This window comes from Rhodococcus sp. P4_B6 (genome assembly GCF_056402215.1).
Genome location: NZ_JBFUHV010000013.1, coordinates 39,662 through 60,415, shown reverse-complemented (window position 1 = coordinate 60,415; position 20,754 = coordinate 39,662). Strand labels below are relative to the sequence as shown.

General features: G+C 68.7%; 20 protein-coding genes and 2 tRNA genes. 16 read left to right on the top strand and 6 right to left on the bottom strand.

Translation table 11 applies throughout. From position 1 onward, the window contains the following. Positions 1–314: 314 nt before the first annotated feature. The 12 genes from AC1DWT_RS08990 to AC1DWT_RS08935 all read left to right on the top strand — a co-directional run bounded on the left by AC1DWT_RS08990 (position 315) and on the right by AC1DWT_RS08935 (position 12,380). Positions 315–3,161, top strand: coding sequence for a sensor histidine kinase (locus AC1DWT_RS08990; protein WP_206014156.1), 2,847 nt, complete (start codon positions 315–317; stop codon positions 3,159–3,161). Then, positions 3,158–3,574, top strand: a complete 417-nt coding sequence (locus AC1DWT_RS08985) for a roadblock/LC7 domain-containing protein (protein WP_005249096.1) — start codon at positions 3,158–3,160, stop codon at positions 3,572–3,574. Before AC1DWT_RS08990 ends, AC1DWT_RS08985 begins: the two co-directional genes overlap by 4 nt. A gap of 7 nt (positions 3,575–3,581) precedes the next feature. Then, entirely contained in the window at positions 3,582–3,956 is a 375-nt protein-coding gene (locus AC1DWT_RS08980) for a DUF742 domain-containing protein (RefSeq protein ID WP_072942764.1), read from the top strand. A gap of 13 nt (positions 3,957–3,969) precedes the next feature. Beyond that, positions 3,970–4,521 (top strand): GTP-binding protein, encoded by a 552-nt coding sequence (locus AC1DWT_RS08975; RefSeq protein WP_005249094.1) that lies wholly within the window; start codon positions 3,970–3,972, stop codon positions 4,519–4,521. An 11-nt stretch (positions 4,522–4,532) separates the two neighbouring features. After that, positions 4,533–5,375 (top strand): MHYT domain-containing protein, encoded by an 843-nt coding sequence (locus AC1DWT_RS08970; protein WP_095865465.1) that lies wholly within the window; start codon positions 4,533–4,535, stop codon positions 5,373–5,375. A gap of 151 nt (positions 5,376–5,526) precedes the next feature. Further along, positions 5,527–8,049 (top strand): DNA gyrase subunit A, encoded by a 2,523-nt coding sequence (gene gyrA, locus AC1DWT_RS08965; protein ID WP_072942768.1) that lies wholly within the window; start codon positions 5,527–5,529, stop codon positions 8,047–8,049. Positions 8,050–8,354: 305 nt separating this feature from the next. Further along, entirely contained in the window at positions 8,355–9,422 is a 1,068-nt protein-coding gene (locus tag AC1DWT_RS08960) for a DUF3566 domain-containing protein (RefSeq protein WP_206016120.1), read from the top strand. Between the two features lie 131 nt (positions 9,423–9,553). Next, positions 9,554–9,627, top strand: a tRNA-Ile gene (locus tag AC1DWT_RS08955). A 120-nt stretch (positions 9,628–9,747) separates the two neighbouring features. Further along, positions 9,748–9,820: transfer RNA gene (locus AC1DWT_RS08950), tRNA-Ala, on the top strand. Positions 9,821–9,914: 94 nt separating this feature from the next. Then, a complete protein-coding gene (locus AC1DWT_RS08945; protein WP_072942770.1) occupies positions 9,915–10,748 on the top strand; it encodes a siderophore-interacting protein in 834 nt (277 codons plus the stop codon). A gap of 19 nt (positions 10,749–10,767) precedes the next feature. Continuing rightward, positions 10,768–11,358 (top strand): chorismate mutase, encoded by a 591-nt coding sequence (locus AC1DWT_RS08940; RefSeq protein WP_072942771.1) that lies wholly within the window; start codon positions 10,768–10,770, stop codon positions 11,356–11,358. A 50-nt stretch (positions 11,359–11,408) separates the two neighbouring features. Next, complete coding sequence (locus tag AC1DWT_RS08935) at positions 11,409–12,380, top strand: helix-turn-helix domain-containing protein (protein ID WP_072942772.1); 972 nt, start codon at positions 11,409–11,411, stop codon at positions 12,378–12,380. Here AC1DWT_RS08935 and AC1DWT_RS08930 read toward each other — a convergent pair. Next, positions 12,370–12,834: a hypothetical protein gene (locus AC1DWT_RS08930; RefSeq protein WP_072942773.1), complete on the bottom strand. Its 465-nt coding sequence runs from the start codon at positions 12,832–12,834 to the stop codon at positions 12,370–12,372. The genes AC1DWT_RS08935 and AC1DWT_RS08930 overlap by 11 nt on opposite strands. A 139-nt stretch (positions 12,835–12,973) precedes the next feature. Then, positions 12,974–13,513, bottom strand: coding sequence for a hypothetical protein (locus tag AC1DWT_RS08925; RefSeq protein ID WP_072942774.1), 540 nt, complete (start codon positions 13,511–13,513; stop codon positions 12,974–12,976). Between the two features lie 100 nt (positions 13,514–13,613). On the opposite strand from AC1DWT_RS08925, the gene AC1DWT_RS08920 reads away from it, so the two are divergent. Beyond that, the gene (locus tag AC1DWT_RS08920) at positions 13,614–14,141 is read left to right on the top strand and encodes a peptidylprolyl isomerase (RefSeq protein WP_025431550.1); all 528 of its coding nucleotides are present in this window, start codon (positions 13,614–13,616) and stop codon (positions 14,139–14,141) included. A 13-nt stretch (positions 14,142–14,154) separates the two neighbouring features. Further along, positions 14,155–15,072 (top strand): rhomboid family intramembrane serine protease, encoded by a 918-nt coding sequence (locus tag AC1DWT_RS08915; protein ID WP_072942775.1) that lies wholly within the window; start codon positions 14,155–14,157, stop codon positions 15,070–15,072. On the opposite strand, the gene AC1DWT_RS08910 is transcribed toward AC1DWT_RS08915, so the two are convergent. Then, positions 15,066–15,524, bottom strand: a complete 459-nt coding sequence (locus tag AC1DWT_RS08910; RefSeq protein ID WP_083395680.1) for a PH domain-containing protein — start codon at positions 15,522–15,524, stop codon at positions 15,066–15,068. The two genes, AC1DWT_RS08915 and AC1DWT_RS08910, sit on opposite strands and share 7 nt — an antisense overlap. A gap of 67 nt (positions 15,525–15,591) precedes the next feature. Next, positions 15,592–15,855 (bottom strand): cell division protein CrgA, encoded by a 264-nt coding sequence (gene crgA / locus AC1DWT_RS08905; protein WP_005249082.1) that lies wholly within the window; start codon positions 15,853–15,855, stop codon positions 15,592–15,594. 119 nt (positions 15,856–15,974) lie between these two features. Between crgA and AC1DWT_RS08900 the strand changes: the two genes are divergently transcribed. Continuing rightward, on the top strand, positions 15,975–16,676 hold the full coding sequence (locus AC1DWT_RS08900; protein WP_072942777.1) for a DUF881 domain-containing protein: 702 nt from the start codon (positions 15,975–15,977) through the stop codon (positions 16,674–16,676). Positions 16,677–16,730: 54 nt separating this feature from the next. Further along, positions 16,731–17,384 (top strand): aminodeoxychorismate/anthranilate synthase component II, encoded by a 654-nt coding sequence (locus tag AC1DWT_RS08895; protein WP_072942778.1) that lies wholly within the window; start codon positions 16,731–16,733, stop codon positions 17,382–17,384. 60 nt (positions 17,385–17,444) lie between these two features. Here the strand turns inward: AC1DWT_RS08895 and pknB are convergent, their stop codons facing one another. Next, a complete protein-coding gene (pknB, locus tag AC1DWT_RS08890) occupies positions 17,445–19,364 on the bottom strand; it encodes a Stk1 family PASTA domain-containing Ser/Thr kinase (RefSeq protein WP_206014157.1) in 1,920 nt (639 codons plus the stop codon). Then, positions 19,361–20,752: a serine/threonine-protein kinase gene (locus AC1DWT_RS08885; protein WP_095865468.1), complete on the bottom strand. Its 1,392-nt coding sequence runs from the start codon at positions 20,750–20,752 to the stop codon at positions 19,361–19,363. Before AC1DWT_RS08885 ends, pknB begins: the two co-directional genes overlap by 4 nt. Between the last annotated feature and the right edge of the window lie 2 nt (positions 20,753–20,754).

Sequence of the window (20,754 nt, the reverse complement as noted above, 5' to 3'; positions counted from 1 at the left end):
TCGACTGTGAACGGCGATTCTGTGTAGCCTGGTCGGCTGATCGACCCCGCGGCGGCAACGTCTGGGATCAGTGGTGCGGATGTTACTTGGAAGTAAGGATCGGGGAATTTCTGTGGTAAGAACGTTCCCCATGGGGATGTGATGAACTCGTTACATTCGGAAATCGGTGCGTCGGGCAGCGCTGCGCACAGCGCAACTGATCGATCACTTTCCTCTGTCGACGCGTGTCGTCCGATCCGGTACGGCTGCCCTCTCGCGGGCGGGGTCACGAGCACAGAGCGACAAGCTATGAGTGGTTGGAAAGGAAGCGTGGGATGAGCGACGATTCGCCGCCCCGGGCAAAGTTCTGGGATATCGAGGGCTGGGGCCTGCGGTGGAAGGTCACTGCGGTACTCGCAGTTCCCGTCACCGTCGCCATGGTGCTCGGCGGGCTCCGCGTGCAGGGCGAGCTGAGCAACGCCGTCCACTTCACCGAGGCCGCCGACCAGATCGTCGTCGTCCCGGACATCGTGGCCCTCGAGGCCTCGATGGGTACCGTGACCAGTGGTTACGCCTCGGGCACCCTCACCAAGGAAGACCGTGCGGTCGCGGAATCCCTGATGAACGACGTGTCCGAACAGGCCCGGAACCCCGAACTGGATCCCGCCGTCGCGAGTTCCATCAACCAGACCGTCTCGGACGGCCGGGCCCTCCTCAATCTGATGGACTCCCCGGGTGTCGCCACCGATCTGCTCGCGGAACGCCAGCGCGCGTTCGCCGCGGACTTCATCCGGGAAGTCGACGACATCGTCCGCCCCATCGAGGACAGCGAGGTCGTCGACAAGGGCTACCAGCTGACCAACGCCTGGCAGGCGCAGCGTCGCCTGTTCGAACAGGCCATGGGTCTCGTGATCGTGAAGGACGTGTACGCCAGTCCCGAAGGACGGGAGAAGGCCCGCACGGGCAACATTCCCACCTCGGCCGTCGTCGCGGCCGCCGGCGCCGAATCGAGCCTCCTCGACGTCCTCGACCGGTACTACCCGAAGGGCGACGAGCGCCTCCAGACGCTGCGGAACAACATCAACGACCGCAACGCCCTCATCGACCGGGGTCTGGCCGACGCGGCACGCGGCGGGGTGCTGCCCATCCTGCAGCTGCGTTCCTCGCTCATCGCCAGCCGCGACATCTACCAGGACCTGACCAGCGAAGTGGCGAAGGACATCGCGTCCACCGTGCAGATCCGCGCCGCCGAGACCCGGTCCGCCGCGCTGCGTGACACGGCGATCGTCCTCGGAACGCTGCTCGCCGCGCTCGTTCTCGCGCTCCTCGTGTCGCGGTCGCTGATCGGCCCGATCCGCCGACTGCGGTACGGCGCGCTGAAGGCCGCCCGCCGCGACCTGCCGGACGCGATCGAGCAGATCAAGGCCAGCGACGATCCGAGGGGGCTGTCGTTCGAACCGGTGGCCGTGCACTCCTCCGAGGAGATCGGGCAGCTCGCCCGCGCCGTGGACGACATCCACGGGCAGGCACTCAAGCTCGCCGGTGAGCAGGCGCAACTGCGTCTGCAGATCAACGACATGTTCGAAACGCTCGCCCGCCGAAGCAAGTCGCTCGTCGACCAGCAGCTCGGCCTGATCGAGAATCTCGAGTTCGAGGAGAAGGACCCGAAGCGCCTCGAGAGCCTGTTCCGGCTGGACCACCTGGCCGCGCGTATGCGCCGGAACGGCGAGAACCTGCTGATTCTGGCCGGCACCCGCGTGCGTCGGTCCCAGGCGGCGCCGATCCCGCTCGGTGACGTGCTGCGCGCCGCGATCTCCGAGGTCGAGGACTACCAGCGGGTCCAGATGGGTGCGACCCCCGAAGGTGCGCTCAGCGGCACCGTCGTCACCGACGTCGTGCACCTGCTCGCCGAACTCGTCGACAACGCGCTGCGCGCCTCGCCGCCGGACACGGCGGTGACGTTCAGCTTCGCTCGCGCCGTCGACGGTGGAGTGCTGCTCGAGATCGCGGACCGCGGCATCGGTATCCCCGCCGACGACATGCGCGCCGTCAACGAACGCCTGGCGTCGGGTGGCGAGGTCGGTCCCGAGACCGCCCGCCACATGGGCCTGTTCGTCGTGAGCCGGCTCGCGAAGCGTCACGGTCTGACCGTGCGCCTGCGGTCGACGTTCGACACCGCCCGCAACCCGGGTGTGACCGTGAGCATCCACATCCCGAACGCGCTGATCGTGTCGCAGGCGGCGCGGCAGGACACGGGATCGCAGCGGAAGATTCCCGCGGCACCGGTTCGGACCGCCATCCCGGCGCCCGCGGCCCCGGCGCCGCGCAAGGACACCCCGCAGTTGCCRGCGACCCGCAACGGATTGCCGACCCGCACCCCGTCGACGCCTCCGCCGGCGCCGAGCCCGGCTCCCGCGGGTGCGGTGACGACGGCGTCGGGCACCAGCCTGCCCCGACGGCAGCCCGGTGCCAGCGGCATCGCGGCCGGCGCGGGATCGTCGGCCGCTGCCCCGGCCGCGCAGTCCCAGGACACCGTCAACGTCCGCGGATCCGGAGCGATGCCGAAGCTGCCCGTGCGGCGGCCGCAGGCGGCGACCCCGGCATCGCGGCCGGAGACGGCGCCGGCGGAATCGCAGCCGCAGCACGCACCGCACGCACCCCGCAGCGAGAACCGCATCGAGGCGCGGACCGCGGAACAACCGGCGCCCCTGTTGTCGAACGGCGACGACCAGGCACCGGTCCGGCACCGCTACCGCACCAACTCGGCGAAGACCGCGTCGTTCTTCCAGTCGCGGATCGATCCGCCCCCGGCCGCGGCGACCCCGCGGCCCGGCGGCGGCACCCCGATTTTCTCCGACATGGTGTCCGACTGGCTGACCGATCCGACCGGCGCCGAGGGCGCACCCGGCGTCTGGCACTCCGCCGGCGACGCCGGATGGTCCGCCGCGGAACGGATCAGCGAGACCCCCGTCGAGGTCGACCCGGAGATCGGACTGCCGAAGCGGCGCCCCGGTGACCGGCTGGTTCCCGGCACGGTCGAAGGCGCGCACAATACGGGGACCCTGCGCCGGGTGCGCGACCCCGAGACGATTCGCGCCAATCTCAGTCGTCACCAGCAGGGCGTCCGAAACGGCAGGGCCACGAGGCTCGCGGAACGTAACAGCATTGAAGGAGACCGATGAACACCGCTCATGGATCCGACGTCACGCGACCTCTCGACTGGTTGGTGTCGAACTTCGCCAGTGACGTCCCCGGTGTCTCGCACGCCGTGCTGGTGTCCGCGGACGGTCTCCTGATGGCGGCCAGCGCCCACCTCCCGATCGACCGGGCCGAGCAGCTGGCCGCGGTCACGTCGGGGCTCGCAAGCCTGTCGGCCGGCGTGTCCCGGCTCTTCGAGGGCGGCGGCGTGCTGCAGTCGGTGGTCGAGATGCAGCACGGGTACCTGCTGCTCATGAGCGTCGGCGACGGCTCGCACCTCGCGACGCTCACGGACGCCGAGTGCGACATCGGGCAGGTCGGCTACGAGATGGCGATCCTGGTCGACCGCGTCGGCGCATCGGTGCAGGCCACGGCCCGCACCCCGCAGGGCCTCTGACCAGCCCATGCCCATGAACGACCACCACTCGGAGCAGCGGGGCCCGAACATCGTGCGCCCGTACTCGCTGACGTCGGGCCGGACCCGGCCCGCGGTCGAGCTCGCGCTCGAAGCGTTGATTCAGGCACTGCCGCAGTCGGTGGACCGGCAGTGGGAACTCGACGACGTCAACGCGGCCATCGTCGCGTTGTGCCAGCAGTCGCCTTCGGTCGCCGAGATCGCCGCCCGGGTGGGTGTGCCCCTCGGAGTGGCACGCGTCCTCGTCGCCGACCTGGTCGAGGCCGGTCATCTTCAGATCCTGGCCACCCTGAAGGAAGACTCGACCGACTCCGAACGTCGTGAACTCATCGAAAGGGTCCTCAGTGGACTTCGCGAAATCTGATCCCCGCAATCGGGTGACCTCGACCAAGATCGTGATCGCCGGCGGGTTCGGCGTCGGCAAGACCACGCTGGTGGGGGCGGTCTCCGAGATCGTCCCGCTGCGCACCGAGGCGCTCGTGACCAACGCCAGCGACGGCGTCGACAACCTGGCTGCGACACCGCAGAAGGGCACGACCACCGTCGCCATGGACTTCGGTCGCATCAGCCTGGCCGACGACCTGGTGCTGTACCTGTTCGGCACGCCCGGTCAGCACCGGTTCTGGTTCATGTGGGACGACCTGATCCGCGGTGCGATCGGCGCGATCGTCCTGATCGACACCCGCCGGCTGGACGAGAGTTTCGCGGCGGTCGACTTCTTCGAGGCCCGGCAGCTGCCGTTCCTCGTCGCGATCAACGAGTTCGACGACGCCCCCCGTTATCCGATCGAGGACATTCGGGCGGCCCTCGCGATCTCCGAGGACGTGCCGATCATCCCGATCGACGCGCGTGACCGGGAATCGGCGAAACGCGCCCTGGTCGCGATCACCGAATACGCACTGACCAAGCTCCACACGGCCGCGTACTGAGGATTCGAAACATGTCGGACGAGTTGCAGCACTTCTCCATGGGCACGTGGATCATCGGCCTCGCCGCGGTCACGTCGTTCATCGGCGTCTTCGTCGGTATCGCCAGCGCCCGCAAGGCGGTGACCGCGCCGAACCCGAGGCAGCGGTACCTGTGGCTGGCCTGGGGCGCACTGTCCATCGGCGGTATCGGCGCGTGGCTGCCGCACTACATCGCGATGGTCGGGTTCGAGGTCTACGGCAGCGTGGTGCGCTACGACGTCCTGTGGATCGTGATCTCGTTCGTCGTGCCCGTCGCGGCCGCCGCGGTCGCGTTGCTGATCATCAGCCCGCCGCCGACGAAGCACCGGCTGCCGAGTGCAACGGTGGAGATCGGCCGCCTCGCAGGTGGTGCGGTGCTCCTCGGCATCGGGTTCACCGGAATGGACCTCGCGATCGTCGCATCCCTCGAGATCCAGGGTTCGGTGAACTCCGACGTCCTGCTGACCTCGGCGTCGGCGGTGATCGGCCTCGGCGTCGGCGCCGGAATCATGTGGTCCATCTCGGCCCTCGAGTCGCGCACGCTGCGGCTGGTGGCGTCGGTGGTCGTGGCCGCCGGACTGGTGGCCATGCACTACACCGGCGTGTTCGGGCTGAGCGCTGCCGTCGACCAGGCCGTGGCGCGTCCGGACGGCCTCGAGGTGTTCTCGATCCTGTTCCCCGTCTTCGTGCTGGGCATGCTGGTGGTCACCATCCCGATCACCGCCCTGCTGATGGCGCCCGACCGCGTCGCCGCCGAGCTCGAACTCGAGGCCGACATGCTCGCCGCCGAATCCCTCGCCGCCGAAACGCAGGGCAGGGAGCTCGAACTCCAGTAGATCGGGCGACTCCTGCGGCACCGATTCCCGGGCGCACCCGAGTCCTTCACCCTCATAGCTGACCTGCACCTATAGACTCGGGTGGTTGCGCGACGTCGTGCTGGACCGCGAGTCCGCGAGGAGACGTCAAGCCGAGTAGAAGAAGGAGCTCATGACCGACACAACGTTGCCGCCGGAGGGACCGGGGCACGACCGCATCGAGCCCGTCGACATTCAGCAGGAGATGCAGAGCAGCTACATCGATTACGCGATGAGCGTGATCGTGGGCCGTGCGCTGCCCGACGTGCGGGACGGCCTCAAGCCGGTGCACCGCCGCGTTCTGTACGCGATGTACGACAACGGGTACCGGCCCGATCGCGGTTATGTGAAGTCTGCGCGACCGGTCGCCGAGACGATGGGTAACTACCACCCGCACGGCGACGCCTCGATCTACGACACGCTCGTCCGCATGGCCCAGCCGTGGTCGCTGCGGTACCCGCTCGTCGACGGCCAGGGCAACTTCGGTTCCCGCGGCAACGACGGCGCGGCCGCGATGCGGTACACCGAGTGCCGGCTGACTCCGCTGGCGATGGAAATGCTCCGGGAGATCGACCACGAGACGGTCGACTTCACCCCGAACTACGACGGTCGTACACAGGAACCGTCAGTTCTCCCCAGCCGTATCCCCAACCTGTTGATCAATGGTTCCGGCGGCATCGCCGTCGGTATGGCCACCAACATCCCGCCGCACAACCTGCGCGAGGTCGCCGAGGCCATCTACTGGGCCCTGGAGAACTGGGAAGCGGACGAGGAGTCCACCCTCACGGCGGTCATGGAACGCGTCAAGGGTCCCGACTTCCCGACGCACGGCCTGATCGTCGGCGGCCAGGGCATCCACGACGCCTACACCACCGGTCGCGGTTCGGTCCGCATGCGCGGTGTGGTGGAGATCGAGGAGGACGCCAAGGGGCGCACCACGATCGTCATCACCGAACTGCCCTACCAGGTGAACCCCGACAACCTGATCACGTCGATCGCCGAGCAGGTGCGCGACGCGAAGATCGCCGGCATCTCCGACATCCACGACGAGTCCTCGGACCGCGCGGGTATGCGCATCGTCGTCACCGTCAAGCGTGACGCGGTCGCGAAGGTCGTGCTCAACAACCTGTACAAGCACACCCAGCTGCAGACCAGCTTCGGCTGCAACATGCTGTCCATCGTCGACGGCGTGCCGCGCACCCTGCGCCTCGACCAGATGATCCGCCTGTACGTCGCCCACCAGGTCGAGGTCATCCGCAGGCGCACCGAGTACCTGCTCCGCAAGGCCGAGGAACGCGCTCACATCCTGCGCGGACTGGTGAAGGCCCTCGACGCCCTCGACGAGGTCATCGCGCTCATCCGGGCGTCGCAGACCGTGGACATCGCGCGGGCAGGCCTGATCGAGCTGCTCACCGTCGACGAGATCCAGGCCGATGCGATCCTCGCGATGCAGCTGCGCCGCCTCGCCGCCCTCGAGCGTCAGAAGATCATCGACGAACTCGCCGAGATCGAGCGGGAGATCGCCGACCTCAAGGACATCCTCGAGAAGCCCGAGCGTCAGCGCGGGATCGTCCGGGACGAGCTGAAGGAGATCGTCGACAAGCACGGCGACGACCGCCGGACCCGCATCATCGCGGCCGACGGTGACGTGGCCGACGAGGATCTGATCGCCCGCGAGGACGTCGTCGTCACGATCACCGAGACCGGGTACGCCAAGCGCACCAAGACCGACCTGTACCGCTCGCAGAAGCGCGGCGGCAAGGGTGTGCAGGGCGCCGGGCTGAAGCAGGACGACATCGTCTCGCACTTCTTCGTCAGCTCCACCCACGACTGGCTGCTGTTCTTCACCACGAAGGGCCGCGTGTACCGGGCCAAGGCGTACGAGCTGCCGGAGGCGAGCCGCACGGCCCGCGGACAGCACGTCGCCAACCTGCTCGCGTTCCAGCCCGACGAGCGCATCCAGAGCGTCATCCAGATCAAGACGTACGAGGACGCGCCCTACCTGGTTCTCGCCACCCGCAACGGTCTGGTGAAGAAGTCCAAGCTCACCGACTTCGACTCGAACCGCAGCGGCGGCATCGTCGCGATCAACCTGCGCGGCGAGGACGAACTGGTCGGCGCGGTCCTCTGCTCCTCCGACGACGACCTGCTGCTCGTCTCCGCGCAGGGACAGTCGATCCGCTTCTCCGCCACCGACGAGGCGCTGCGCCCGATGGGACGCGCCACGTCCGGCGTCCAGGGCATGCGATTCAACGGCGACGACGAACTGCTGTCGCTCAACGTGGTGCGCGAGGGGACCTACCTGCTGGTGGCGACGTCGGGCGGCTACTCGAAGCGCACCGGCATGGAGGACTACCCGGTCCAGGGACGCGGCGGAAAGGGTGTACTCACGATTCAATACGACAAGAAACGTGGCACCCTGGTCGGAGCGCTCATCGTGAACGACGACGACGAGCTCTACGCGATCACGTCGGGCGGTGGGGTCATCCGCACCGCCGCCAAGCAGGTCCGCAAGGCGGGTCGGCAGACGAAGGGTGTTCGTTTGATGAACCTCGGGGAAGGCGACACCCTGCTCGCGATCGCGCGCAATGCCGACGAACCCGACGAGACCGACGACAACGCCGAGAGCAGCGGCAAAGGAGCTAAGGAGTCCTAGTGAGCACTCCCAACCAGCCAGGCAGTGACCGGCAGAACCCGGGTTCCGCCAATCAGGCGCGACCCGACCAGCAGGCCTCCCGGACTCCCGAGAACGGGTCGGCGCGACCGAACCCGCAGCAGGGTTCCGCGCCGCAGGGGCCGCAGGCGTCAGCCGGTCGTGGCCCCGCTCAGGCGGGGCCGGCTGCCCGGCCGGGCGGTGCTCCCGATGCGAGACCGGATCGGCAGGCCCCGGCCGATCCGACCCGGTCTCCGTCGTCGCCCCAGCATCAGGGTCCGCGTACACAGACCCCGCAGGGCCGGTCCGTGCCACCGCAGCAGGGTCAGGCTCCGAACCAGCAGGCCCCCGGTAACCGGGCTCCCGCGGGTGGTGTGCCCACCGAGTCCATCCGGGGAAATCAGGCACCGCCGTGGCAGCGGGGAATGCAGCGTGAGCCGCAGACCAACCTGAAGCGGCCCCTGCAGGGCGGGGCGGGAGCCAAGCAGGCCTCGCGCCCGGAGGGGCAGCCGAACCCGGCCAACGGTGCGGGAACGGCGGCCGCGGGTGCCGCGGCAGCGAAGGCCCCGGGCGGTTCGCAGACCACCTCGCCGCAGAAGTCGCAGCCCGAGGGTGCACCCCAGGGGCAGCGACCGCAGGGCGGACAGAACCCGGGTGCTCCCACCCAGGCCGTGCCCACCCAGGCGGTGCCCACGCAGAAGTCGCCGGCAGCGAACTCGTCCGCACCCGCCAAGGGTCAGCCCGCGCAGAAGCAGGAGACCAATCGCGCAGCGTCCTCGACGGCTGCCACCGCGGCGGTCGGTGCGGTGTCCGGCGCAGCCGCGGCGGGGGCCGTGACGCAGCGGGAGGCCGCGAAGGCGAAGGCGTCCGCGATCGACGGACCCACCCGGCACATCAACCGGGACGTCCTCCCCAAGGACATGCCGGACCTGTCCGAGGCCAAGCACCCCCTGCCGGGGGCGGCGGCCACAGGTCAGCAGCCGAAGATCGCCGTGGCCCCGCAGCGGGTCGAGGAGGGTGAGGCCCTCCGCGCGTCGGTGCAGGTCCGCAAGATCGACCCGTGGTCGACGCTGAAGATCTCGTCCGTGATCTCGGTGTCGCTGTTCTTCGTGTGGATGGTGGCCGTCGGTCTGCTGTACGTCGTCCTGGACGGGATGGGCGTGTGGGACCGGTTGAACAACGCGTTCACCGATATCGTCGCGGAGTCGAGCTCTGACGGGCTCGTGACGGCCGGGCAGGTCTTCGGATACGCCGCCGTCATCGGTCTCGCCAACATGGTGCTCTTCACCGCGCTGGCGACGATCGGCGCGTTCATCTACAACCTGTGTTCGGACCTCGTCGGGGGCGTCGAAGTGACGCTCGCGGACCGGGACTGAACGCGAAAACCGATAGGGACTGAGCTGGGAAAAGAGCGTCTCGCCGGACCGGTTTTGGTAGTTGCCGGTCCGGTGGGGTAATCTTCCGACTCGGTTCAGGGAACTGTGCGAGATGAGTTTCCGGACTTCAGGGGCCTATAGCTCAGGCGGTTAGAGCGCTTCGCTGATAACGAAGAGGTCGGAGGTTCAAGTCCTCCTAGGCCCACTCCTGGTGCCGGTGAAAGGTCAGTCGCATGAAGGTCCTCCTGTTCGTGGGAGCCGGAGTGCTGGTGGCAATCGGACTGACCAAGTTGCTCCGCGGCAACGAGGTGTGGCACGAGGTAACGGGGCCTTAGCTCAGTTGGTAGAGCGCTGCCTTTGCAAGGCAGATGTCAGGAGTTCGAATCTCCTAGGCTCCACAAGTTGAAAGAAGTAACGGTGTGCCCCGGATTCGGAAGAGTCCGGGGCACACTGCTGTGTGGACCCCATTACGAGTGAGGTTACCCTTACTTCATGACCGCCCTCGATCCCGCAGCCCGTGACCGTCTCGATCCGCGCAGCCGCGTGGCGTCGCACCACCGGACGGGGGAGGGAACCGCGCGCATCGGTTACCCGATCGGAGTCCGCACGGTCACGGTCCGAGCGCGCGAGTACCTCACGCCCCGCATGGTGCGCCTGACGATCGGTGGTCCCGGACTGGACGGGTTCCACACCTATCAGGCCGACGATCACGTGAAGATCGTGTTCCCCGATGCGGACGGCACCCGCCGCATCCCGGTCGCGAACGACGCGATGATGCTCGACTGGCCGCGACCGCTCCCGACCAGCCGGAAGTACACCGTCCGGCGCTACGACGCCGACGCCCGCGAACTCGACCTGGACTTCGTGCTGCACGAGGGCGGGCTCGCGTCGTCCTGGGCGACGACGGTCGAGATCGGCGACGACGTGACAATCGCCGGCCCGCCCGGCGCGAAGGCGTTCGCCCACAACTTCGACCACTACGTCTTCGCCGTCGATTCCACCGCGCTTCCCGCGGTCGCGCGGTGGCTCGACGAATCCCCGGCCGAAGTGTCGGCGCACGTCGTGATCGAGACCGACGACGCCGTCGAGCACGGCTACCCGCTGGCCGCGCGCGACGACGTGGACGTGACGTGGCTCGTTCGCGACGGCAGCGAGTCCACACTGGCGTCGACGGTGCAGTCGCTCGCGCTGCCCGACGGCCGCACGTTCCTGTTCGCGGCCGGCGAGGCGAACGACATCAAGCCGTTGCGCGCGTGGAGCAAGGACCGGATGGAGTCGCTGTTCACGGGCTACTGGAAACGCGGAGTCGCCGGTCTGGACGACTGACCGGCCCTACACTCGCACCATGACGACGGCCCGGCCCGCACTCGCCCGCCGAGCGGTCCTGGCCGCGGCGATGCTCGGAATGCTGACGGCGGCCGGTGCCGCGCCCGCGAATGCGCAGACCCGCCCGCTGCAACCGATCGCCCTGGCGGTGTCGCTGCGCCTCGCCACGGCGGACACGGTCGCGGCCGCCAAGTGGGGCACGCCGTCGCCGATCGACGATCCCGCGCGCGAGGCGCAGGTGCTGGGCGCGGTCGCCACCCAGGCCGCCGACGAGGGCCTCAGCGCGCCGCGGGTGCAGCAGATCTTCCGGGATCAGATCGAGGCCAACAAGGTTGTGCAGCGCGCGCTGTTCTCCTGGTGGAGTGTCGCGCCGGGCGCGGCGCCGACCGTCCGGCCCGACCTGACGCAGGTCCGTCCCATCATCGACCGCCAGAACACGGACATCCTCCTGCAGTTGCGTGAGCAGGAGGATCTGCTCGCGGGTCCGGGCTGCGTGCCCGCTCTCGTCGACGCCGCGGTCGCGGTGGCGGCCGAACAGCGCCTCGACGCACTGCATCAGGCGACGCTGGCCCGCGCGCTCGTGTCGATCTGCGGCGCAGTCCGCGAATGACTGACCGTTTCGACATGGTCCGGCAAGATATCGCCAACTAGACTGGGGGCATGATCTCCAAGGTCGCGACACTCCTCCTCGACCGGGTGTCGATGTTCGAGTTCGGTGTGGTCTGCGAGGTGTTCGGAATCGACCGCACCGAACACGGGGTGCCGGCATTCGATTTCCGGATCTGCGGGATCTGCCCCGGCGAACCACTCGCATCGATCACCCCGGGGCTGACGCTCTCCGCCGAGTACGGGCTGGACTCGCTGCGCGACGCGGATCTCGTCGTGGTCCCGCCGCCGGGGGCGCAGTCCGGCTTTCCGGACGAGGCGCTCGACGCCGTGCGCGCGGCCGCGGAGGCCGGTGCCACGGTCCTCAGCCTGTGCTCCGGTGCGTTCCTGCTCGGCGAGGCGGGACTGCTGGACGGGCGCAAGTGCACCACTCACTGGGGGTACGTCGAGGAACTGGCCGCCCGGTTCCCGACCGCGGTGGTCGACCCCGACGTCCTGTTCGTCGACGAGGGCAACCTCGTCACCAGCGCAGGCACCGCGGCGGGCATCGACGCCTGCCTGCACGTGGTGCGCCGGGAGCTCGGTTCCACGGTGGCCAACACGATCGCCCGCCGGATGGTCGTGCCGCCACAACGCGACGGCGGGCAGCGGCAGTTCATCGAGCAGCCGGTGGTCGCGTGCACGTCGGACAGCCTGAGCGAAACGATGGCGTGGATGAGCGAAAACCTCGAGTTGCCGCACACGATCGACGAGCTCGCGGCCCGCTCGTCCATGTCGACGCGGACGTTCGCGCGCAAGTTCGCGGCCGAGACGGGCACCACCCCGGTGAAGTGGCTGACGACGCAGCGCGTGCTCTACGCGCGGCAGCTACTCGAGGGCACCGACCTCGGTCTCGAGGCGATCTCGAGACGCACCGGATTCGGTTCCGGTGCGCTGCTGCGCCACCACTTCAACCGGGTGGTCGGCCTCGCGCCCGGCGATTACCGTCGCCGGTTCGGCTGCCACACAGCCGAATTCACGCAATGAACGTTCCGATGGCCGGGTTCGCCTGGCAGATCGGGCTGCTGCCGAAGTTGATCGACCCGAACGCCGTGGCCACCACGTTCCCGACGCCGGTGTTCACCGTCGCGGACAGGAACGGGTAGACGCCGCCGAGGTTCACGATCCCCGAACGTCCGCTGTCGGTGTTGACCCAGGCGACGGTGACCTGCGCGGCCGCCGGGATCGGTGGCGCGGCGGGGTGCGACTCGAACCGGATGTCGCCGTCGGCGATCGGCGGGACCGCCTCCGGTCCGGACTGCCCGGTGAGCGCCGTCAACGACATCAGACTGCCCTGGTTCGGACATCCGATGGTGAGGGCCGGTCCGCCGAAGGGGTGGGGTGGGTCGGCGCCGGCGGGCCCGGCCGTGAGCAGGGCCGCGGTGGCGGCGAGCGGAAACGCGACGACGGCGATGCGGTGGGCGATACGTGTGGCGGCCATGTCTGCTCCTCGGAACGGATCCTCGCGCTGGTGCGCATCTACCAGCGGGATACCCCTGGTACAAGCCGTGAAACGAAGACATGACCGCACGCCAGACGACACCGCACGAGCGCGCGCCCTGCCGGTCGGGGAGGACGGATCAGTTGGCCGCGAGGGGCTTCGTCGCCGTCGGCGGCGTGGCCTCCTGCGTGTCCGCGCTGTCGATATCGCTCAGGTTCGGGGGAGCGGACGCCACCCGCGGCTGCTCCCGGCGGCGGCTCTTGAAGAACACCGCGCCCCCGGCGACAGCGGCACCGATCAGCACGATGATCGCGACGCGACGGCCCTTCCGCGACTTCTTCTCCTCGACCGGCGCAACAGTCGAGGTGAGGGGACGAATGACGTCCTGGGCGACCTCTTTCACCGGTGCGGTCCGGGCGCGTTCGTACCCCTTCTTCGCCAGCGACGCCCCCTGCCTGCCGAGGAACACACTGACCTGCCCGGCGCCGCGGGCCGCGGCGAGCGCAGCCGAGCGCGCGCAGCGCAGGGCCTGATCGACAGCCTCGGATTCCTTGACCCGAACAGCCGAATCCTCGACGTGGGCCAGCGCGGTCTCGACTCGTTCGGACACCTGCTCCTGCAGGTGCTCGGCGCGTTCGGTCGGAAGCAGGTGCGTGAGGGACTCCGTCGCTCGTGTCATGACCCCACTTTGTCACAAGAACCGGCGGCACGAACCGATCCGAAGTACTCGAGTCACGGCGGCGGAACCACGCGGAACCGCACAATGGCAACATGGTGGTGTGACTTCACCTCATCAGACCGCAACCGCAACGCTGCACACCAACCGCGGCGACATCAAGATCGCGCTGTTCGGCAACCACGCGCCCAAGACCGTCGAGAACTTCGTCGGCCTGGCCGACGGTTCGAAGGACTACAGCACCGCCAACGCCGGTGGCACCGACTCCGGACCGTTCTACGACGGCGCCGTCTTCCACCGCGTCATCGACGGATTCATGATCCAGGGTGGCGACCCCACCGGCACCGGCGCCGGCGGCCCGGGCTACAAGTTCGGCGACGAGTTCCACCCGGAACTGCAGTTCGACCGCGCCTACATCCTGGCCATGGCCAACGCGGGCCCGGGAACCAACGGTTCGCAGTTCTTCATCACCACCGGCCCGACGCCGCACCTCAACCGTCGCCACACCATCTTCGGTGAGGTCGTCGACGAGGAGTCGAAGAAGGTCGTCGACGCCATCTCGACCACGGCCACCGATCGCGCGGACCGTCCGCTCGAGCCGGTCGTGATCAACAGCGTCACCATCGCGTAGGGAACCGCAGCACATGACCAACCCCGGCTGGGGCGGTGCCGCGAACGAGGGCACTCCGCCCCAGCCGCGGTGCGTCCGCCACCCCGATCGCCCCACTGCACTGTCGTGCAATCGGTGCGGTCGCCCCGCGTGTCCCGAATGCCTGCGTGAAGCCGCAGTCGGCTACCAGTGCGTCGACTGTGTCGCCGCCGGGCAGCGTGACGTCCGCGCGGTCCGCAACGTCGCAGGCGCCGTGACCACGCAGCGTGCGGTGCCGCTGGTGACGTACATCCTGATGGCCGCGAACGTCGGCATCTTCCTGATCACCGCGGCGCAGTCCCGCAGCATCATGCAGAACCAGGCGGGATCGACGCTCTTCGCCGACTGGGCGCTGTTCCCACCCGCTGTCGTGGACGGTCAGTTCGTCCGCGTGATCGGCAGCGGATTCCTGCACTTCGGTCTCATCCACCTGGCCGTCAACATGTTCGCGCTGTGGATCATCGGCCGCGACACCGAACTGGTCCTCGGCCGCGCCCGCTACGCCTTCGTGTACTTCGCGTCGATCCTCGGCGGTTCCGCCGCGGTGATGCTGTTCCAGCTGCACGCGGTCACCGCGGGTGCGTCGGGCGCCGTCTTCGGGCTGATGGGCGCGCAGGCGGTCATCCTCCTGAGGCTGCGACGCAGTCCGGCGCCGGTGATCTCGGTGATCGCCATCAACGTGATCATCAGCATCACCATCCCCGGCATCTCACTGTGGGGGCATCTCGGCGGCCTGGTCGCCGGAGCCGCGGCCACTGCGGCGATCCTCTACGGGCCTCAGCTGCTGGGCGCCGGGAACAACCGGGAGAAGGCCGTCACCGTCGGCTGGGTCTGCCTCGGCGTCGTGGTGCTGGTGCCGCTCGCCGTCATCGCGGTGCGCACCCTGCAGCTCCGCGCGAGCTTCGGCTACTGACCCCGGCCCACCAGACGGTGCACCGCGAGGGCATCGAACACGTCCTCCGGATTGGTGCCGAGATCCCAGCGGCCGAAGATCAGGAGGCGTTCGGTGCCGTCCTCGGTGCGGACGTCGATCTCGAGCATCGGCACCCGACGGCCCAGCCGTGGGTACCGCACCAGACGCGCCCGGTCGATCTGCGAACGGGTGTACCCGTGGCGGCCCGTCAGCCGGTGCACCACGATGCCGCCGCCCTCCTTGTCGACGGCCAGGCGCGGGCGCTGCCGGAGCGCCGACGCGGCGGTCAGCAGCAGCCCGAGGGCGGCGACGCATACGAGGACACGGCCCGCCGGCTCGATCGACACCGACAGTCCCGCGACCCCCAACACGAGCCCGCCCGCGGCCAGAGCGATCACCGCACCGAGCGGCGTCGACCACTCCAGCGGTGCCTCGTCAGCAGACATCGGCACTCGACCTGCGGCTATCCACAGGCGTTGTCCACATTGGGGATGAATGACATACGTGTAATTGTGATCGTCAACGCCAGCGCATTGTCATGATCAGCCCGACCACCATGAAGCCGAATCCGATGAGGAAGTTGTAGGCACCGAGGTTGTTCATCCACTCGAGCTGGTCGGCGGCCAGGTAGTAGACGAGCAGCCACACCAGGCCGACCAGCATGAACCCGAGCATCACCGAGACGTACAGGGTGCTCGAGGGGCCTGCCTTCACCTTCACCGGGGTGCGGCTCGCAGGGTTGATGGTGTAATCGGTCTTCTTTCGGACCTTCGACTTCGGCATGACGTCCTCGTTCGTGCGGCTCTGCGGGAATGTGGGCAGGTAGATTCGGAAATACCTGCGTGTGTACACGCTAACGTAGCCGCGATTCGCGCGGCGAGGACGAGGGGACGGAAACACCGGTGACCAGGTCGATCTTCTGGCGGATCGCGGTGCTGGTGGTGTGTCTCGTGGCCGGCCTGCTGGTGGCCACCACCCGCCAGGTGTCGCACGGCAACGAGATTCGTGCCGGTGATTCCACCCGGTTGTCCGACCTCGTGCGGAACGCACAGTCCGAGACCGATCAGGTGGCCGAGACCCGCGACAACCTGGCGGCGCAGGTGGAGTCGCTGCAGCAGGACGCGGCGGCGTCCGACAGTGGCGTCGCGCAGGCGCTCGCCGACAGCAAAGCGCTCGCCACCGATGCCGGACTCACACCGATGACCGGCCCCGGTGTCACCGTCACACTCACCGACGCCCCCCGCGACGCGGACGGCAAGTACCCCGTCGACGCGTCGCCGGACGATCTCGTCGTCCACCAGCAGGACGTCCAGAGTGTGCTGAACGCGCTGTGGGTGGGCGGCGCCGAGGCCGTCGGCATGCAGGACCAGCGGATCGTCAACACGTCCGCGCCGCGCTGCATCGGCAACACGCTGCTGCTGCACGGCCGCACCTACAGCCCGCCGTACGTGATGTCGGCGATCGGGGATCCGGCGCGACTGGAGGCGGCACTCGCCAACGAACCCGGAATCCGGGTGTTCAAGCAGTACGCGACGCGATTCGGCCTCGGCTACTCGGAGGCCGCGTCCGGCCAATTGTCCGTGCCCGGGTACGCGGGCCACTGACGTGAACGGTCCCCGGCCGTGCGGGGCTCGGGGCGAGCAGAATACCCTGCTCCCATGAGGATTCTCGTCGTCGACAACTACGACAGCTTCGTGTTCAACCTGGTCCAGTACCTCGGACAGCTGGGAACCCGGGCAGTGGTCTGGCGCAACGACGATCCGAACCTCACCGGGCCCGACGCGATCGCGGCCGCAGCGGCCGAGTTCGACGGCATTCTCCTGAGCCCCGGCCCCGGCACACCGCAGCGCGCCGGAGCGACGATGGACCTGGTCACGGCATGCGCCGCGGCCGGCACGCCGCTACTCGGGGTGTGCCTCGGACACCAGGCGATCGGCGCCGCGTTCGGCGCGACCGTCGACAGGGCGCCCGAACTCCTGCACGGCAAGACCAGCATCGTCCACCACACCGGCGAGGGTGTTCTCGCGGGTCTGCCCGACCCGTTCACCGCCACGCGCTATCACTCGCTGACCGTCCTGGAAGACACCATCCCGGACGAACTCGAGGTCACCGCGCACACCGACAGCGGCATCGTCATGGCGATGCGGCACCGGGAACTGCCGATCCACGGCGTCCAGTTCCACCCGGAGTCGGTGCTCACCGAGGGCGGGCACCGGATGCTTGCCAACTGGCTCACCGTCTGCGGCGACGCCCCCAAGGAATCCCTCGTCGCCACCCTCGAAGCCGAGGTCGCGCAGGCATTGGGCGCGTAGCGCCCGTGCGCCTTTCTGGTTGCTGTAGCTACCAGAAAGGCGCACGGGCGGCGGAGCCGCCTACCGCGGGATGCCGAGCGCGCCGACACCGACCGAGACGACAGCGTTCTTGGTGATTTCCGATCCCGGCGGCTGTTCCTGGCTGATGATCTTGCCGACCATCTCCGGGTCCAGCGTGGACGTCTGCGTCTGATTCAGCGAGGCCGACGACCCGCTCCAGCCGGCGCTGCGCAGCTCTGCGAGTGCCTGCGACACCGTCTTGCCCGTCAGGTCGGGCATCTCGATGTTGTTGCCGTTCGACACCCGGATCTGGATGGTGTCGCCCTTGGCGGCGGTGGAGCCGCCGACGGGATCGGTGGAGACGACCTGCCCCTTGGGCACACCGGAATCGATGTTCTGGATCTGCACCTTGAAGCCGGCGCCCTCGATGTTCGCCTGCGCGACCTCGACCTTCTGGCCGGTGACGTCGGGGATGCGGATCTGCTCGGGTCCGGTGCCCAGCGTGACGGCGACCTCGGAGTCGAGGGAGATGCTCGCGCCGGAGGACGGGTTCTGCTGGATCACCTTGTCGACGTCGGAGGCGTCGGACGGTGCGCGGGCGACGGCGGTGTCGAGCCGCAGACCGACCGCGTTCAGTTCCTGCTGGGCTTCCTGCTGGGTCAGACCCGCGAGCCGCGGGACCTTCACCTGTTCGGGGCCCGACGACACCTCGAGGGTGATCGTGCTGCCCTCGTCCACCTGCACGCCGCCGACGGGCCGGGTGGTGATGACGTTGCCGGTCGCCACGACGGCGTCGGGTTTCTGCTGCCGGGAGACGCGGAAGCCGAGGTTCTGCAGCGTGGTCTCGGCGTCGTCGGCCGCCTGGTTCGTGACGTCCGGCATGGTCACCTGATCAGCCTTCGAGCCCGGGCCCACGGACCACAGGAACGCGCCGACGATGCCGACGACGATGAGGGCGCCCAGCGCCATCAGTGCCAGCCGCATCGGGTTCTTCTTCTTGTCGGGTTCGCCGCCGTCCGTCTTCGTCGCCGTCGCCTGGGTGGCGGTCTGCGGACGCCGGTAGTTTCCGGCGCCGGAGTCGACGGCACCGAGGATCGTGGTGCGGTCCTCGTCGCTCATGACCATCGGCGCGCTGGGGCGCTGCCCGCCGAGAACCCGGACCAGGTCGCTGCGCATGTCCGCGGCGGTCTGGTAGCGGTTGGCGGGGTTCTTGCTCATCGCCTTGAGGATCACCGAGTCGAGCTCGCGCGGAATGTCCGGGTTGACCACGGACGGCGTCTGCGGGTCCTCCCGCACGTGCTGGTAGGCGACCGCGACCGGGGAATCACCCTTGAACGGGGGTTCGCCGGTGAGGATCTCGAACAGCACGCAACCGAGCGAGTACACGTCCGACCGGGCGTCGACCTGCTCGCCGCGCGCCTGCTCGGGCGAGAGGTACTGGGCGGTGCCGATGACGGCGGCCGTCTGCGTCATGGGGCTGGACGCGTCGGAGATCGCCCGCGCGATGCCGAAGTCCATCACCTTCACCGCGCCCGCACGGTTGATCATCACGTTGGCGGGCTTCACGTCACGGTGCACGATGCCGTTGCGGTGGCTGAAGTCGAGCGCCGCGCACACGTCCGAAATGACTTCCATCGCCCGGCGCGGCGCCATCGGGCCCTCGCCGCGCACGATGTCCCGTAACGTGTCGCCGTCGACGTACTCCATCACGATGTACGGCAGCGGTCCCGCGTCGGTTTCCGCCTCGCCGGTGTCGTAGACGGCCACGATCGCCGGATGGTTCAGCGCCGCCGCGTTCTGCGCCTCGCGGCGGAACCGCAGGTAGAACGTGGGGTCGCGGGCCAGGTCGGCACGCAGGACCTTGATCGCGACATCGCGGCTGAGCCGGACGTCCCGGGCGAGGTGGACCTCGGACATGCCACCGAAGCCGAGAATCTCACCCAGCTCGTAGCGTGAGGAGAGGTTGCGCGGTGTCGTCATGGCTGTCCTTGTGGGGTCGGAGTAGTTGACTCCTCCGACGTGGTCGTCGTGGTCGTCGTCGTGGGTGCGGTGGTGGTCGTGGTGGTAGTCGTCGTCGGCTCTGTCGTCGTCGTGGTCGGCGGCTGGGTGGTGGTCGTCGTGGTCGGCGGCGGCGGCGGGGTGGTCGTCGTCGTGTACGTCGGCTCGGTGGTGTACGTCTCTTCCTCGGTCGTCGTCGTGGTCGTCGGCCGCGGTGTCGTCGTGATCGTCCGCAGCGAGGATGTGATCGCAGGCGACGTCGGGTCCTTCGTGTCACCACCGTCGAACAGGACGAGTGCGAGCGCGATGATCGCCGCCAGCAGGATCAAACCACCTGCACCCCAGGCCACGGCCTTCTGGCCGCTGGTCAACCCGCCTTTCTTGCCGTCACCGTTCGCGTCGTCCGGCGGCACCTGCCCGGTGACCGGTCCCGCGTACGCGGTCTGCGAAGGCGGCATCATCTGGGTCGCACCGGTCATCGGCGGGCGCAGCACCCGCGCCGCCCCCGTGCCCGACACACCCGGCGGCGGAGGCCGCCTGCCGGCCCGGACCGCCGCGACCGCGTCGGCGAACTCTCCGCCGCTGGCGTAGCGGGTGCTCGGATCCTTCGCGATCGTGATGTCGATGAGCTCGCGGATGTTCGGCGGCAGGTCGTTCGGCAACGGTGCCGGCGCCTCCTGCACGTGCTTCATCGCCACCGTGATGGCCCCGTCGCCGATGAACGGGCGCCGTCCCGACAGCGCTTCGTAGCCGACGATGCCGAGAGAGTACACGTCGCTGGCCGCGGTCGCGTCCTGGCCGAGCGCCTGCTCGGGGGCGATGTACTGGGCGGTGCCCATCACCATGCCGGTGCGCGTGACCGGCGAGTTCTCCACGGCCTTGGCGATGCCGAAGTCGGTGATCTTCACCTGACCGGTGGGGGTGATCAGGATGTTGCCCGGTTTCACGTCGCGGTGCACGACTCCGGCGTCGTGCGCCACCTGCAGCGCCCGCCCGGTCTGCTCGAGCATGTCCAGTGCGTGCGGCACCGCGAGACGGCCCACCCGCGCGAGGACGGCGTTGAGCGGCTCACCGTTGACGAGTTCCATCACCAGGTAGGCGGTGGAGTCGCCAGTGGCGTCGCGGACCTCGCCGTAGTCGTAGATCCCGGCGATGCCGGAATGGTTCAGCTGCGCGGTGGTGCGCGCCTCGAAGCGGAACCGTTCGACGAACTCCGGGTCGGAAGAGAACTCGGACTTCAGAACCTTCACCGCGACACGACGGTTGAGCCGGTTGTCGGTCGCTTCCCAGACCTGTCCCATTCCGCCCGTGGCGATGAGCCGGATCAGGCGGTATCGATTGGCGATCAGCGCGCCGTTGTTCAGTGCCACAA

Bases quoted from the DNA above. Each gene is read 5' to 3' on its own strand.
- AC1DWT_RS08985 (WP_005249096.1), top strand. From the start codon at position 3,158: ATGAACACCGCTCATGGATCCGACGTCACGCGACCTCTCGACTGGTTG.
- AC1DWT_RS08980 (WP_072942764.1), top strand. From the start codon at position 3,582: ATGCCCATGAACGACCACCACTCGGAGCAGCGGGGCCCGAACATCGTG.
- AC1DWT_RS08970 (WP_095865465.1), top strand. From the start codon at position 4,533: ATGTCGGACGAGTTGCAGCACTTCTCCATGGGCACGTGGATCATCGGC.
- gyrA (WP_072942768.1), top strand. From the start codon at position 5,527: ATGACCGACACAACGTTGCCGCCGGAGGGACCGGGGCACGACCGCATC.
- AC1DWT_RS08945 (WP_072942770.1), top strand. From the start codon at position 9,915: ATGACCGCCCTCGATCCCGCAGCCCGTGACCGTCTCGATCCGCGCAGC.
- AC1DWT_RS08940 (WP_072942771.1), top strand. From the start codon at position 10,768: ATGACGACGGCCCGGCCCGCACTCGCCCGCCGAGCGGTCCTGGCCGCG.
- AC1DWT_RS08935 (WP_072942772.1), top strand. From the start codon at position 11,409: ATGATCTCCAAGGTCGCGACACTCCTCCTCGACCGGGTGTCGATGTTC.
- AC1DWT_RS08930 (WP_072942773.1), bottom strand. From the start codon at position 12,834: ATGGCCGCCACACGTATCGCCCACCGCATCGCCGTCGTCGCGTTTCCG.
- AC1DWT_RS08925 (WP_072942774.1), bottom strand. From the start codon at position 13,513: ATGACACGAGCGACGGAGTCCCTCACGCACCTGCTTCCGACCGAACGC.
- AC1DWT_RS08915 (WP_072942775.1), top strand. From the start codon at position 14,155: ATGACCAACCCCGGCTGGGGCGGTGCCGCGAACGAGGGCACTCCGCCC.
- crgA (WP_005249082.1), bottom strand. From the start codon at position 15,855: ATGCCGAAGTCGAAGGTCCGAAAGAAGACCGATTACACCATCAACCCT.
- AC1DWT_RS08895 (WP_072942778.1), top strand. From the start codon at position 16,731: ATGAGGATTCTCGTCGTCGACAACTACGACAGCTTCGTGTTCAACCTG.
- pknB (WP_206014157.1), bottom strand. From the start codon at position 19,364: ATGACGACACCGCGCAACCTCTCCTCACGCTACGAGCTGGGTGAGATT.